This is a genomic window from Pedococcus sp. P2_E4, assembly GCF_056403935.1.
In genome coordinates this window covers 37,309-51,150 of the sequence record NZ_JBFUEO010000007.1, presented here as the reverse complement: position 1 = coordinate 51,150, position 13,842 = coordinate 37,309, and the positions used below count along the sequence as shown (strand labels likewise).

The 13,842-nt window shown below is 65.3% G+C and carries 12 protein-coding genes; 7 read left to right on the top strand and 5 right to left on the bottom strand.

Annotated features, from left to right (window positions below):
• Positions 1 to 27: 27 nt before the first annotated feature.
• Positions 28 to 2,580 carry an NB-ARC domain-containing protein gene (locus AC1DV7_RS05475; RefSeq protein ID WP_477595368.1) on the bottom strand — a complete coding sequence of 851 codons (2,553 nt, stop codon included), beginning with the start codon at positions 2,578 to 2,580 and terminating at the stop codon, positions 28 to 30.
• A 1,307-nt stretch (positions 2,581 to 3,887) separates the two neighbouring features.
• Here AC1DV7_RS05475 and AC1DV7_RS05470 point away from each other — a divergent pair.
• The 4 genes from AC1DV7_RS05470 to AC1DV7_RS05455 all read left to right on the top strand — a co-directional run bounded on the left by AC1DV7_RS05470 (position 3,888) and on the right by AC1DV7_RS05455 (position 9,104).
• Entirely contained in the window at positions 3,888 to 5,120 is a 1,233-nt protein-coding gene (locus tag AC1DV7_RS05470; protein WP_477595366.1) for a hypothetical protein, read from the top strand.
• A gap of 131 nt (positions 5,121 to 5,251) precedes the next feature.
• Positions 5,252 to 6,844 carry a hypothetical protein gene (locus AC1DV7_RS05465; protein ID WP_477595364.1) on the top strand — a complete coding sequence of 531 codons (1,593 nt, stop codon included), beginning with the start codon at positions 5,252 to 5,254 and terminating at the stop codon, positions 6,842 to 6,844.
• Complete coding sequence (locus AC1DV7_RS05460) at positions 6,841 to 7,950, top strand: 5'-methylthioadenosine/S-adenosylhomocysteine nucleosidase family protein (protein WP_477595362.1); 1,110 nt, start codon at positions 6,841 to 6,843, stop codon at positions 7,948 to 7,950. The genes AC1DV7_RS05465 and AC1DV7_RS05460 overlap by 4 nt, the downstream gene beginning before the upstream one ends.
• A gap of 449 nt (positions 7,951 to 8,399) precedes the next feature.
• The gene (locus tag AC1DV7_RS05455; RefSeq protein ID WP_477595360.1) at positions 8,400 to 9,104 is read left to right on the top strand and encodes a DUF1801 domain-containing protein; all 705 of its coding nucleotides are present in this window, start codon (positions 8,400 to 8,402) and stop codon (positions 9,102 to 9,104) included.
• Positions 9,105 to 9,153: 49 nt separating this feature from the next.
• Here the strand turns inward: AC1DV7_RS05455 and AC1DV7_RS05450 are convergent, their stop codons facing one another.
• Positions 9,154 to 9,861 (bottom strand): 4a-hydroxytetrahydrobiopterin dehydratase, encoded by a 708-nt coding sequence (locus AC1DV7_RS05450; protein WP_477595358.1) that lies wholly within the window; start codon positions 9,859 to 9,861, stop codon positions 9,154 to 9,156.
• A 114-nt stretch (positions 9,862 to 9,975) separates the two neighbouring features.
• Here AC1DV7_RS05450 and AC1DV7_RS05445 point away from each other — a divergent pair, with 114 nt between their 5' ends.
• On the top strand, positions 9,976 to 10,440 hold the full coding sequence (locus AC1DV7_RS05445; protein ID WP_477595356.1) for an SRPBCC family protein: 465 nt from the start codon (positions 9,976 to 9,978) through the stop codon (positions 10,438 to 10,440).
• A 48-nt stretch (positions 10,441 to 10,488) separates the two neighbouring features.
• Here the strand turns inward: AC1DV7_RS05445 and AC1DV7_RS05440 are convergent, their stop codons facing one another.
• From AC1DV7_RS05440 to AC1DV7_RS05430, 3 genes are all read right to left on the bottom strand, one after another.
• A complete protein-coding gene (locus AC1DV7_RS05440) occupies positions 10,489 to 10,776 on the bottom strand; it encodes a transcriptional regulator (protein ID WP_477595354.1) in 288 nt (95 codons plus the stop codon).
• Positions 10,776 to 11,342: a hypothetical protein gene (locus tag AC1DV7_RS05435; RefSeq protein WP_477595352.1), complete on the bottom strand. Its 567-nt coding sequence runs from the start codon at positions 11,340 to 11,342 to the stop codon at positions 10,776 to 10,778. Before AC1DV7_RS05435 ends, AC1DV7_RS05440 begins: the two co-directional genes overlap by 1 nt.
• Before the next feature lie 76 nt (positions 11,343 to 11,418).
• A complete protein-coding gene (locus tag AC1DV7_RS05430; protein WP_477595351.1) occupies positions 11,419 to 11,673 on the bottom strand; it encodes a DUF3303 domain-containing protein in 255 nt (84 codons plus the stop codon).
• A gap of 204 nt (positions 11,674 to 11,877) precedes the next feature.
• Between AC1DV7_RS05430 and AC1DV7_RS05425 the strand changes: the two genes are divergently transcribed.
• Positions 11,878 to 12,420, top strand: coding sequence for a sigma-70 family RNA polymerase sigma factor (locus AC1DV7_RS05425; RefSeq protein ID WP_477595349.1), 543 nt, complete (start codon positions 11,878 to 11,880; stop codon positions 12,418 to 12,420).
• Entirely contained in the window at positions 12,414 to 13,679 is a 1,266-nt protein-coding gene (locus AC1DV7_RS05420) for a hypothetical protein (RefSeq protein ID WP_477595347.1), read from the top strand. The genes AC1DV7_RS05425 and AC1DV7_RS05420 overlap by 7 nt, the downstream gene beginning before the upstream one ends.
• Positions 13,680 to 13,842: the final 163 nt, after the last annotated feature.

Genomic DNA, 13,842 nt, shown 5'->3' with positions numbered 1-13,842 from the left:
CCCTGAGGCAGTGGCAACGGGCGGTACTCAATCCAAGAGAATTGGCTCGCCTGCACGTGGACCGCGAGGATGGTTTTCGATGGGTCGGAACGCGACCGTTGACCCTTCCGCCAAGATGTGCCAGTCGTCTTGGTGCGCCAAGTCACGGATATGAAAGAAGTAGTCGCGACGACCGGCTCTGATAAATCCGTAGAACTTCTCGTCGACTAGTGTCTTCACGAGCCCCAGCCGACGAACTCCTCGAAGCGGGTCACGTCTCTCGGCAAAGTCGTCGAACCTGCTAACAAAGTCTGCCCCTTTGCGAGCCACGAAGTCTTCGGGTGCGCCGCCGGCCGCGGTCGCGCACAGCTCCCGCAACTGAAGCATTCGGTCGAACGCGAGGTCCGCCGGGTACTCTCGCGTGGCGGCCTCGCAGAGCGGAATTGCGTCCTCGACCAACTCGAGCCCGGCACCGAAAGCCCTGGCCTCGAAGTAGGTGCGCGTCCCCAAAACCGCCGCCCGCAGACCTGTGAGCACCACGCTGGAGGTTTCGCGCGGCTGAAGCCGGCCCACTTCGACCGCATGCTGCGCAGTCGCAATGGCCGAAGCCCAGTCGCTCAGGCGGACGTGGGTACTTGCGATCTCAGCAAGGACTGCAACCTCCGGCTTAGCTGCGTTCACGGCTCGTTGGAGATGGCGAAGACCTTGTGAGACGGAGGTTCCGTGCCGTACCAAGAATGCGCCGTAAAAGTAGTTGAGGGGTTCCGAGGCCGGAGCCAGTTCCGCGGCACGCTCATATGCCGTCGCTGCAGCCATATAGTCTCCTCGCGCGTCCTCAACATAGGCTTCGACGCGCCACGTCTCGTGATACGTCGGGGCAAGAACCTGGGCCTCGCGGCAAAGCCCGATCGCGACCTCTGAGTCGCCTCCTTGCATAGCTAGGACTGCATCGCGCAAGAGCTTAGCCACGTGGAAGTCACCAGATCCACGGACATCAATAGTCCGAGGATCGAATGGCGACGCGGAATTTTCTTGGCGTAGCGTGTCACCAAGTTCCGTCAACTGCCTGTGGCGATCAAGCAGCCAAGACTGCTCATCGGCCGCGACAGGGTGCGACTGGTCAAGGTACTGCTTGCCGAAATCGCTCAACTGGTAAGTCGTCTCCAAGAGTTGAGACGGCGAAAGACTCTGCATCTGAACGAAGTTTGTCGTGATTAGTTCCAAGAGGGCGCTCTGAATTTGTTTGGCGTTGCAATCGTTGATGAAGGCGAGTTCTGCCTGAGTCTTGGGCCCGGGCAGCGCCTGCATTGACCTCAGTACCGCGCGCGCTGGTTCGTCAAGGTACTCATAGACGTTCGACATACAAAAGTCCAGAAGCAATGCGTTGTCCGCCAACAGTTCTTCTGGGCGGCGCCCAGCTTGGACGCCCGAGACGAACCACTTTATGTAGGCGGGGTGCCCACCCATAGCGTCCGCTAGATCCAAAATCTTGTCCTGCGGCAGCGACCGTAGGTATTCGACTTGACGGATTCTCGCCACAGCACGCAACAGATTCGCCGATTCGTCGTGGGTGAGCGGCGCAAGTTGGACCGGGTTCTCGATGCCCAGACCGATGCGACTCGTTATGACGACCTTGCTTCCCAAGGGAAGGTCAAGGAGAAAATCGCGGAGTCGCTGATCGAGGACGGTTTCCATATTGTCGAGGAACAGTAGGACCTTGAAAGTCTCCAGATATGAGAGCAGTTCGGTGGTTGGGTCCGTCGTCGCGCTCTCGCCACCCAGCTCCTTGGCTGCCAGGGCGAAGAGTCCGAGCGAATCCTGGACCGCATCGCTTATCCTGCGAATCTCGTTGACGGTTAGAACAGTGGCCTTCGCCGTGACCCAGACGAACGCGTCGAACTGTTGCTTTGGATCATCCAGGAGCTCGTAGGCGACCTTCAGCGCTAGCGAAGTCTTGCCGATGCCTCCATCGCCCAAAATCGAGACCACGGGGTAGGCGCCCTTGATAGCACGCTTGATCCGGTCCAGCTGCGCACGCCGCCCGAAGAAGCCGGTCTCATCGAAGTCTGGTACGGGCAGGTTGTTCTGCGGAGCCGAATCCTGGTCTGAAACGAGGTCAACAGTGAGCGCGAGTACGTGGGACGGGTCGGCAGCCAAGCGATCGACGGTCGTGGTGAGGTGAGGCCAATGTTCGCCGGGCTTGTGCACCAGGAGGTCGCTCGCGTCGAGCACATTCGGAAGGTCGTCGATCTCCATCGGCCTGGAGTGGGCGACGCGATTTCGAACCGCGACCAGGCGCTCATGACGGGGCCGCAGGGCATCGAGTTGCACGGATAGGGTTGCGGCCAGCTGAGTTTGGTACTTGCTGAGGATTTCGAATGCGTCCGCGAAGTCCAAGTACGGCAAGAGTGCCGCCAGTGAGTCAGTTGCCCGGCCGCCCTGTCCCCGTGCCCGCCGCTTCTGGACGCGCTCTGCTCGTTCGCTGCCCAGCAGTTGCGTCAGATCGTCCGCTGAGGCGACGGCCTCAATCTCACTTCTAAGATCCTCCTCCAACGCCGAGAGGAGCGCAAAGCACGTCAGCCTTGCAGCGCTGAAGCTCATCAGTTCGTGGCCTCCCACTCGAGGACGTTTGGGGCACTGGTGTCCGGCTATAGATTGCTACAGGTACGCGGCGTTATGCGCTCGAATCGACAGATTTGAGCATTGGACTTCCAGTGTGGTCAATGGTCTTCACGCAGCCGGGGCCGATGGGCGCCCATAGGGGCGCTGTGACGCGCCTTGCGGCGTCGAGAATGGGCAGGCGTTTGGGAGTCAGATCGCTGGGGCGCGGATTGGCAACACCCAGGGATGCGCCCGTGGACATGTCCACCCATACCGTGATGCCGACCCACATCGAGCCATACTTTGTATCGCGACTCGGGATTCTGAGGAGCTTCTACTCGTTCAAGTCCCGCCTTCGGCACCGATCTGACCAGCGGAACAACCACCGATGGTGGGCGGTGTCTACACGCTGTCCACCACCCGCCGAAGGCTGCGGCCGGCGGCGAACTCCGGAGTGGTCGGTGCCGCCGCGCACACGCCGACCGTCGGGGGACGGAGAGGCGTGGTCGTTACCGGGTCCGCTGGCGACAGGACGGCCGCGCCCTGGCGGAGGCTTTCGGGACCGGGCCCAGGCCCGGCAGTTCATGGGCATGGTGATCGCGGCGGGGAGCTGCACCCGGACGGCGGGGTCCCCGGTAACGGCTTCACCTCGCCTGCCGGAGCCCCCGACGGCCCCACCCTCGACGAATGGTTCGAGTGGGCTGCCGCGGCCCGGACCACGGTCAAGTAGCGCAGCAGGCGCGACGTGCGCCGAGCGGTGACTCAGTCCACCAGCGGTGGTTCAAGTAGCTCTTCCACCTCCGCCATGCGGCCGTTCACGCGAAGTACGAGTTGTCGCTACCGCTCCACATCCCTCGGGACTCCGGAACTAGGGCCGAAGAATCAGAACCATGGTCGCAGCGCGACAAGTGGGCGCCGTGGATCGCTCGGCCGGGAGATCATGCAAACATGCCTCTCTTGATGCCCAAGCCCCAGGAGACGTCGAGGCTGCCAATCGGGTCATAAGGTAGCGCCGGGCCGGCCTTCGGAAGAGGGGTCTCCTCGCGAATCGTGATGCTTGTCCTCCCGTGACGTACGGAACTCCATGACTACGTGATGGGCCCCGTGTGCGATGGGTCTACGAGCGGCGGTGATCTCGAGTTCCGAGTGCATTCGGTCCGAGTGGGGCTGGGGCCGCAGCCCACATCACGGGCGTCGTCCGAGTGCCCTCGGATCCCGGCGAGTGCGATCAGAATGAACGCTGAACACCCGCGATCAAGTTCGGGCCAGTACTGTGATCGCAGTACGTCAGAGAGACGGGGGGCGGCGTGGGCGAAGCGCGGGCGGTCATCAGCGTGCAACCTCGCGACTGGTACAAGCGACGGAACGTGATCGACGCGCACGCCCTGGACAGGGTTGCACACGAGATCCACAGCTCGGGTGGCGCCATGAGCGATCTTGTTCTGGATCTGTCGAAGGCTTCTTTCATAGACCATGATTGCCTCCTCCTGTTGGCAGGCCTTGTCGCTGACCGCAGGGAGCAAGGCTGGAGGACGCAGCTGGAATTGCCGGACAACGACAGCGTCCTTGATTTTCTCCGCGCGTGGAAGTTCCCTGACTTCCTCGGGGAAGTGTCGCCGGAGTCGCCAATCTTTACGCCAAAGTCGCTGGACCTGCTCGCCTCCCGTGACTTCGCCGTGCGTCCCCGATATGTGTCCGTCATCACGGGGCCGGATGGGACGCCTCAACCGGTTACGCTCCTCCGCAGCCTGGCAATCACACCGATCCGGCTATCCAAAGACCCTTGGTCCGACGCCGCCGTGGCCTCTCAAAGGTTCCTGTTACGCAACTTCCAAGCGGTCGTGGAACGGACTCTGGGTCGGGCGGCTGGGTCACAGTTGGCGGATGTGGTTCGCGAAGCCGTTCTAAACGCATCCGCGCACCCGTTGGCCACGCTGGCGGCGACGTCGTCTCACTTCCGCCCACGGCTGCAAGTCACACCCGATGACCAGTTGCATGGTGAGGCACCTACGGAACTTCAGTTCAGTATCTGGGACAACGGCGCGCCTATCTCGGCAACCTTGGGCGGTGCCCTGGACAGGAGCCAGCCCATCACCTCAAGCCATTTCGGTCGTGAAGGCGCTGTCTTCCGCGTTCGGTTGGAAGAGGTTGCGGGAGGCTACGGGCGCGTGGAGCTCACCGACCAAAACGAGCGCGGGTTTGCCAGTCCGCAAGGACGCAGCGCGGCCCTGTTGACGTGCGCCGCATTCATGCTGGGTGTTACCTCCGACCCGGCGAACGCGGCGCGGCGCAACCGCCAAGACACGGCCTCCGCCCGGACAGCTGGTGGCGTGGGGTTAGCCATCATCCGCAGGGCCGCACTCGACTCCAACTATGGACGCCTCGAGTACCGAAGCGGGAATCTGCGCCTCACTGCGACTCGAGCGCACGACGCGCCCGTCTCAACCTATGACTTCCATGTGTCGGCCGTACCAGAGCAGATGTGGCACATCCAAGGAAATCTGCTTCAAGTCACACTGCCACTGAAGCTGACGCCATGAGCCGCGTCCGATATCGCGTCCTTAAGGTGCGTCCAGCTTCAGCCGTGGGTGAAGGTCCACCGGACTCTCGTCTTGTTGAGTTGATGGAGGCAATTGTCGGTTCCTCCGTGGAGGGCCTCGACACCAGTTTGGTGACGATCGCACTGGACGCATCTCCGCACGACGACGACGTGGTCGGCAGGGTGGAGGCGGCCATCCATGCGGTCCTGCGTGACGTGGATCTCGTTCTCATCGACTTCGCCCACCCGCGAGTTGTGAGCTTGTACGCGGTCCCGGAGTGGATCCTGTACCGAGCGCTGGCAAACGTGCGCCTGCATATGAGCGACACGTCTCGGGTTTTCGTGCACATGGAGACCGTGCCCGGGCCCGGGGAGCGCCTCTACGGGTTGTTCACGGTCGGAGCCCCAACCACCGAGATCCAGTTCATTGACCAGCACGGAGAGGCGATTGGCGCGACCGTTGAGTCGCCCGAAGTCCGTGCACGCTTGGAGGCGTTCGCTTCGGCCGCGCATCCGAGCCTTCTGTCGTCATTCGTTCCCCGATTCGTTCGCCGCCGGGGGGTTTTTGAACGCCCCGGAAGGCTGCAGACCAGGTACTTCCAGTACCAATACTCGCTGTTCAGCGAGATCGCGTACGGGATGCTCGCCAAGCTCATTCAGGGGTACGTGGAAGAGAACGACATAGATGTGCTCATCTACTCCGACCATGCACGACCGGGATGGCTCGAACCCGCGATCGTTGAGGTGAATGCCCTGACGGGTTTGCCCTGGGCGAGCGTCGCGCATCTCGACCTCGAAGACGACAGTGATGTGGACGATGCACTCATCCCGTTGGTGGCCGAGGCGCGCGAACGGGTGCGCGACCGCTCTTCCCGTGTCGGTGTATTTCTACCCGCATACCGCGATGGCCTCACGCACGGCGAAGTCGAGGCCGTGCTGCACCAGATGGGCTGCGATGACTTCGCTCTGCTGGCTGTAATCGCGGACTCGTCGATGCTTTCTACCGAAGGGCCGTCCGGGTCCTGGTGGCGAAGCATGACCGTCTCGCGCGGTGCCAAGCAGCACGTGGACTACTTCTTCGACGCACCCATAGACAGCCTGGAGGCGGAGCACTGGAGCGTGCGTGCCGCCAAGACGCTGAACGAGTCAGGTCCCATGTCAATGGACGGGGAGGAGTTCACCCGCGTCGGTCTGTGGAGTCTGCTCGCCCACTACGGAGCTGGAGCAGAGCATCCCGTTCCGACCGGCAGACCGGGTGTTCGCTGGTATCCGCAACTGGCGGAAATGGAAGACTGGGATGCGCATTGGCTGCTGCACTTGCTGGTTCGGGAAGTCTGCGCAACGCTGCAGTGCGAACCCATCAAGCTCCTGTTGGTGGCGCCAGACGAGGCTAACGCGTCCCCGCGGTTAATGGAGCACGCTAAGAGAATCCCGGACCTGCGGGCCGTGACCATATCCAGGGATGAGATTCTCGGCCGAGTCCCCCTGAACGAGACGGCTGTCGAGGCAATTCGAGCCTACGAGCGCGCATACATAGTGGCCGTTGATGAGTCCCGCATCACCGGAGGGACCTTAGACGCGATCTCGGCACGGGTGAGGGAGCAGCGGGGGCGCCCCTGCGACGCGGAAGCCACCGTCATCAGCACACAGGATGGTCCTGCGCAATCACGCCCATCTGTGTCCTTGTTCTCGTGGTCGCCGATACTTCGGACTGAGCCGTCGTGACTTGGGAACCGGATCCGGCCACCATCGAGATCGCCGCCCTGTCTGACGCCGTCGCAGGGATAGACGGCTCGTCCAAAATGCTGTTCCTCGAGCGACTGCTTGGGTCCTTGGCTGACCTGCAGCCCGCGTCGGCAAGGATGTGTGCTGCTGCCCTCTGCGCCGCCGGAGACGACGTCGGCCGGGCCCTGGGAAGAGCTGTTCTCGACCGACTTGGGTCCGATACGCGTGCCGACTTCATAAGGCAGGAAGAAGGTCTGAGGGTGGCCATCGAATCGACACAGCAGCGGCACGTCTCCGTCGATGTTCTGATTCTGACTGTCAAGAAGGTGGAACACGAGGCGGTATTGAGTGCCTTCGGCTTCTCATTCCCTGCAGCGCCAAGGGCGCTACCAGGTGGGGGAGAGGCGTGGATGACTGAACACCAAGGGACCAGCTTTGCAATCGCCAACATCGGCACTGATGGCAACGTTGAATCGGCCCTGAAGACCGCCCAGTTGTTCACGAGCCTGAAGGTGCGTCTGCCGGTGCTCGTGGGGATGGCGGCAGGAGTGCGTGGGGAAGTCTCGCTGGGTGACGTCGTCGTGGGTCAGCAGGTCTGGGCTGCAGACTTCGAAAAACTTCGACTGGACGGCATCGTACCTATCCCGAAGACCTTTGCGCCCCGCGACGCGGTGTGGACGAAACTGGCCACACTGTCCACGGTCGACCCTGAGTGGGGCCAGAGGGTGCGAGCCCAGCTCTTGGCAATGAATACTCGACTACCCGAGATCGCGCATTTACCTCTCAGGTACAGCGACCATGGCCTTCCCGACGTCAAGATGGGTGTCATCTTCGCCGGGAGTCGTCTCATCGAAGACAGCAGCCTGGTCCGTGGACGAGAGGAACGGCATGGCCGGTTGTTGGCCGCGGAGATGGAGGGCGCCGGCTTTGCCGCTTCAGTGCGCGAACTCGGCTTGGCCGATTGGCTCGTAGTGCGCGGAATAGCAGACTTCGCCGAACCACATCGCGAGAAACACTGGCAGTTCGCAGCCACGTTCGCAGCGGCAGCGCTTGTGCGAGATGGGGTGGCCCTGGGCCGCATCTCCCTGCCATTTTCGCCTAGCTGACCAGCCCTGCGCTTTTGGTCAAAGACGCAGGCACTCGGCAACAGGCGCCATGTCGAGGTGCCTCAGCCAGTTTGCAGTCTCCTTCCTGCACCAGCCCCCGGGGCTGCCGTCCCCCTTCGCCGGCCCGACCGGGGGACAGCCGGCGCGAGCGCAAGACCATCGCCCGCGCTGGATTGGGAAGTCATCGGGCCCGTTGACACAGCGTGGCTCGGAAGCAGTCCTGCCAACTGGAAGCCCCAGTCGCTCGACAGGGCGCGACAACACGTAGACATGTCTACCCGTAGGGTGATGCCGGCCCACATTGAGCCATACTCTGTTTCGCGACTCGGGACTGGGAAGAGCCTCCTACTGGTTCAAGTCCCGTATTCGGCACCGATCTGACCCGTGCGCCCGCTGCATCGGTGACTTCGCGAAGGGCGTGTTTCGGCCAGGCAGGGCCACGGTGAGACGTGGACGGTGACTGCGCCACCGTGGTCTGCGATGCGTCCTTCTCGGTCAACTGGTGGGGCACACTCGCGGTGCTGGTGACGGCGACCGCGATCGCGCTCGTTGCCAGGATGTGGTCCGGCGACGTCGGGAAGCCTTGGGGTGGGCACCGACCCCTCGTCTGGTTCGTGGTCGTGAGCCTGATCCCGCCGATCGGGCTGGCCCTGTTCTGCATCGCCGCCATCCGGCAGATCAAAGCTGCGGGGCGGGTAGCGAGCGAGTGCCAGACTGAGGCCATGGGTGAACAGAAGACGGTGGCGACTGGCGCGAGCGTGGAGCAGTTCCTGCAGGCGGCCACCCCTGCTCGCCGGCAGGAGGACGGTCTGCGCCTGGCCCAGATCTTCCAGGAAGTCACGGGCGCTGAGCCAGTCCTGTGGGGTCCGTCGATCGTCGGCTACGGCAGCTATCGCTACGTGTCACCCTCCGATCCGCGCAGGCAGGGTGACTGGCCGAAGGCCGGGTTCTCGCCACGCAAGGCCCAGCTGTCCCTGTACGGCCTGAAGGACCTGCCCGAGGGCGCTGACCTGCTGCCGTCGCTGGGGACGTACACGGAGGGCGCGGGCTGCGTCTACGTCAAGAAGAAGCTCAGCGACATCGATGTCGACGTCCTGCGGCGGTTGATCGCGATTGCGTGGTCCCGGCCAGACGACCCGATGCCGACGACCTGATCCGACGACCTGACGACCTCGGCTGCCGGTAGCGGTCACGGCAGCCGGTTCAGTCCTTGGTCGCGGCAGCCGCGTCGACGCACACGACTCCGGTGTTGCCGTCCTGGTCGGCGATCACGGTGAGTGACGGCGCCTCGCTGTCGTCGACGACGGTCCCACCCGCGGCGACGGCTGCGGCGATCCGCTGCTCGGCCACCTCGGGCGCGACGTAGACCTCGACGTGGAACCGCTGACGTGGGGTCTCGTCCTCGTCGGCCTCCCCGAACCACAGGTTCGGCACGCGTCCCGTGGCGTCCCGGATCTCGTCGCTGGGGGACCCGTGGCCCTGCGCCTCGGCGTTCCCGGTCAGCAAAGCGGCCCACACCGGGGCGATGGTCGCGGAGTCGGCCGTGTCGAGGCCGAGCTCGATGACGCTCACCGAGGTGGGGTCGGCGTTGATCTCGTGGTCGCCGGCGATCTCGGTGATCCGCCGCGCGAGGTCGACGTCCTGCTGGGTCACCCATTCGACGACGTACTCGCTGCCCTCGTCGTCGCGGTAGATGGCGTCGGGACTGCTCAGCTTGAGGTCGACGTACCCCTGGCCCATCGACACCCTCGGGTGGTGCCCGAGCTCGTCCCCTGCGTCCCCCACTGCCGCCACGAACCGCGCGCCGGTGGCGAAGTCGTCGACCAGGTAGCGGGCATGCAGCCCTTGGGCCAGCTTGCGCCAGTCCGTCAGCCCGGCCTCGGCGATCTCCCCGCCCCTCAGCATGTCCATGGTCGGGGACCCTATCCGTGACTCGGCGACAGCGCTCGTGCACCTCGCGTCAACCGCCGCCCGCTCCCGGCGCCGGGGTTGTTGACCGCGGGGTAGTGGTCGATCCTTGGTGCCATGGGTGTCATCGAGTTCGAGCTCGAACGCACCATCGCGTCATCCATCGAGGAGGTCTTCGCGCGGCTGGCCGACATCAACGGGCACAACGAATGGATGCCCAAGAAGGGGAGCATCCTGCGGCACACGCAGCAGACGTCGCCCGGCGAGCCAGGTCTGGGGACCACGTTCCTCGACGACACGACATACGGTCCGACACCTGGCGAGATCGTCGCCTTCCAGCCACCGCACACCCTGGTCCACCACTGGTGGGACAGCTCCCGGTCCGGCAAGCTCAAGGCCGAGGGTTGGCCCGGTTACTCACTGCAGAGCGCGGGCGAGAACGCGACCGTGGTGCGGCACCACGCGAAGATGCAGACCTATGGCCTCTATCGTCTGGCCACGCCGATCTTCCGGAGGATCGCGGTCAAGGAGCGCACCGCCACCCTGGACGCACTCGAGGCCTCGTTCGAGCAGAACGCGTAGCCCACCGGCCCGGCTGGAGTCGGGCTCTCACTGCGGTCGGTGGGTGCCTCACGGGACCATGTCGATCAGCCGGCGCAGCGCTGCGACGTGGTCGCGCAACGCCTTCCGGCCGGTGGAGGTCAGTGCCACCCACGTAGTGCGACGCCCCGCGAGAACGCCCTTGCGGATGCGGACGTACCCGGCGTCGGCCAGCGCCGAGAGGTGTTTGGACAGCACTGAGTCACTGACCTCGAGGGCGGCTCGCAGCGTGGCGAACTCCGCCTCTGACACCGCGGACAGGGTCGTCATGGCCTGGAGCCTGGCTGGTGCGTGGATCAACGGGTCGAGCTCGGGCATCAGCTGCCGACCATCAGCACGGCGAACCCCACGCACGCTGCCAGGGCGAGGAGGGCGAGCGTCCGGGGAGAGGCGCCGCCCGTGCGCTCGACCGGGTTGCGTCGGTAGCCGCGCCACCAGTGGAGGGCGCTCAGCGAGTAGGCAGCTCCGCCCGCCGCAGCCGCGGTCCCGACGAGCCACCAGCGTGACTCGAAGGCAGCCCAGGTCGCGACCGCGAACGTGGCCATGTAGACCAGCGTCGACGCGGTCCCCGTTCCGAGGATGATCGTGCTGGCCACACCGTCGACCCTGACGCCGTTGACTCGCCGGAACTGGACCAGGATGAACGCAGCAACGCCGAGGAACAACGCCGCCCCAGCCAGGACCACCGCCAGCCCAGCCGTCGTCTGGGCAGCGATCCCATAGGCAGCGGCACCGACCTGGACCGCGATCGCGATGGCCAGGGCGGGGAACAGACCGGTGGGCAGCCGCAGGCCAGTGGTCAGGCGGTCGCGCGCCCGGTCTGCCGCCGCGAGAACGGAGCTCGGCTCGTCATCGTGGTCCTGGGACCGTGCGTTACTTTCCATAGTGGAAAGTGTCCATCCAACTTTCCAGTTTGGCAAGTACCGGCTTGCGCCGCCAGTCCGCTGGCCCAGGCGCCGGTCAGTTCTTGGGGACTGGGATCTCGCTCACCGGCGTGATCGTGCTGGTGCAGCGCTTGAAGCCCGGCCAGAGGAACTTGTGGACCGCGTTGACATCCTCGGCTTCCACAACGAGGAAGAGCGTGTGCTGGGCGTTCGCGCCGTAGCGACCGATCATGGTGACTCCGTCGACGTCGGCGTCGTACAGCGAGTTGGAGCCGCCCTCGTCTCTCGGGCAAAGCTCGGGACTGTGAACCTGCGTGATGTGGAACAGCACTGGTCCTCCTCATGCGGCCGCTTCGTTGGTGCTGTCCATGGTGGCCCGGGTTGGCGGGTCGTGTCATCGGCCATCGTGCCTGGCGCCACGACGGTCGTCCCGTACCGTCTGGGCCAGGTGCTGCTGGCGCAAGAGCTGCGGAGCGATGCACGCTGTTGCGTGGGTCGACTCGTGTCACTGGTCGACAGGTCCGGGAGGCGCGACATGGGCGGACGCGACGAGCGCGAGTTCGTGGAGTTCGCCTCCAGCGCCAGTGACGGCATGCGGCGGACCGCCTACCTCATGTGCGGTGACTGGCGTCGTGCGGCGGACCTGACCGAGGAGGCGCTCATCCGGCTGTATGTCGGCTGGTCCCGCCCGGACGAGGACGCCCGCCAGTACCGCCTCGCCCGTCAGACCGTGGTCAGTGTCGCGATCGACGCAGCGGGGAAGCGTTCCAGCGGTGGGGTTCCGGCCTCGAACTCGACGACCGACCTGCGAGAGGACGGCCCCACGCTGGAGGCAGCCGACCGGATCCTCCTGATGCAGGCGCTCGCCGAGCTGCCCACCACCCAGCGCGCCTGCGTGGTCCTGCGGTACTACGAGGACCTCGGGTTCGACGAGGTCGCGTCACTGCTCGGTTGTCGCAAGAGCGCGGTCAAGAGCCAGACAGCCAGGGGAGTGCAGGCCCTCAGGCAGTCCTACCGCAGACACGGTGGTGAGCTCCTGACGGACCTCCGGGCGACCTGGGAGCCGACGACGTGGTGACGCAGCTGCACCAAGCCCTGCGCGAGGCCGTGGAGGAACCGCCCACCGCGACCGTTGACCTGCCGAGCGTGATGGTCGCGGGCGTGCAGCGGCTGCACCGCCGTCGGGTCAGGCGTGCGTGGGTGGCCGCCCTGTCGGTCGCCACGGCGGTCGCCGTCACCCTGGCTTCCGTCGGGGCCGTGCGCCGCCCCGGACCTGTCCAGCCCGCGCGCCCGGACACCCTGAGGGTCCCGACAACCCTCTACGCGGAGGGCGCACGCCGGGTTGCTCCGGAGGTCCTCGCGACCACCCGTGTGCCGCGGCTCGACCCGGCGAACGAGCTCGACTACGACCGGTACGACGGCCTCACCACGGACGGGCTGGTCGTCCGCGCGCGGCACACCTACCAGGGCGACCTGTCGGAGTTCGGCTTGCTGGACCTGGCGACGGGGGACACCCACTGGCTGCCCCGTCCACCATGGGACCTGGGCCAACCGCGTCCGGTGGACTTCTCCGCGGAACGGCTGCTCTACCTGGACAACCGCACAGCCTGGGCTGACGCCGTGCTGAGCTTCAACCGCGCCACCCGGACGTGGACGCGCGTGGGCATCGGCAAGCCGCCTGGGACCGATCGGATCTTCGGCAGACAGGCCGTGCTCGGCCCTGACGACACGGTCTATCTCCTCAACCCGGCTGCGCCGGCGCCGGGGGAGTGGTGGTCGGTCCCTGCTGCTCGCGGAGGGACGCCCACCGTGGTCCAGGGCCTGCGCGGTATGGCGCTCGCCTGGCACGGTCGCGACCTCGCCACTGTCGACCGCTCGGGACGCGTCGTCATCACGACCGATGGACGAGCCCGCGTCGTGGCCACCACCCGGCCCCGAGGGTGCGACGAGCCGGGCGAGGCGGACCATGGCGCCCCGGCCATCGGCTACTCGGGCACGCGCCTGGTCGTCACGTACGTGTGCCGTGGCCAGTCCCAGGTGGTGGTGTTCGGGCCGGACGGGCGTCCGCAGCTGGGTGTCGAACGAGCCGGGACGGTGGCCGCCATCGGTGGCCGATGGATCCTCCTCTCCGAGACGACCGGTCACGCAACCAACGGCGCCAACGTCGGTCACCTGGTGGCGCTCGACCTCGAAGCCGAGCGCCTCGTGGCGATCGGTATGCCGGTGCACGGCGAGGTCGCCGCCGTCGCCGGCAACCTCGTCCTGTGGGCGAGTGCAGGTCCGACGGACGGCGACACGGCATACGACGTCGTCTTCCGCGTCGCGCGGCTCTCCTAGGCAACAACGCGAGAACCACGGATCTGGGGGCCCGAGGGCCCTGGCGCCTGTGAACCCATGAGTTTCCAGGCCGCACGACCATGTCGTGCCGCAAACGTGTCGACCATGGTCATACCGAGGCGAAAGGCCATGAATGCTGTCGTAGTTCACCAGACTCACGCTT

What these genes read in the sequence shown, in the direction of transcription:
- AC1DV7_RS05475 (WP_477595368.1), bottom strand. Translation starts at nt 2,580, where the DNA reads ATGAGCTTCAGCGCTGCAAGGCTGACGTGCTTTGCGCTCCTCTCGGCG.
- AC1DV7_RS05450 (WP_477595358.1), bottom strand. Translation starts at nt 9,861, where the DNA reads ATGGACATGCTGAGGGGCGGGGAGATCGCCGAGGCCGGGCTGACGGAC.
- AC1DV7_RS05445 (WP_477595356.1), top strand. Translation starts at nt 9,976, where the DNA reads ATGGGTGTCATCGAGTTCGAGCTCGAACGCACCATCGCGTCATCCATC.
- AC1DV7_RS05440 (WP_477595354.1), bottom strand. Translation starts at nt 10,776, where the DNA reads ATGCCCGAGCTCGACCCGTTGATCCACGCACCAGCCAGGCTCCAGGCC.
- AC1DV7_RS05435 (WP_477595352.1), bottom strand. Translation starts at nt 11,342, where the DNA reads ATGGAAAGTAACGCACGGTCCCAGGACCACGATGACGAGCCGAGCTCC.
- AC1DV7_RS05425 (WP_477595349.1), top strand. Translation starts at nt 11,878, where the DNA reads ATGGGCGGACGCGACGAGCGCGAGTTCGTGGAGTTCGCCTCCAGCGCC.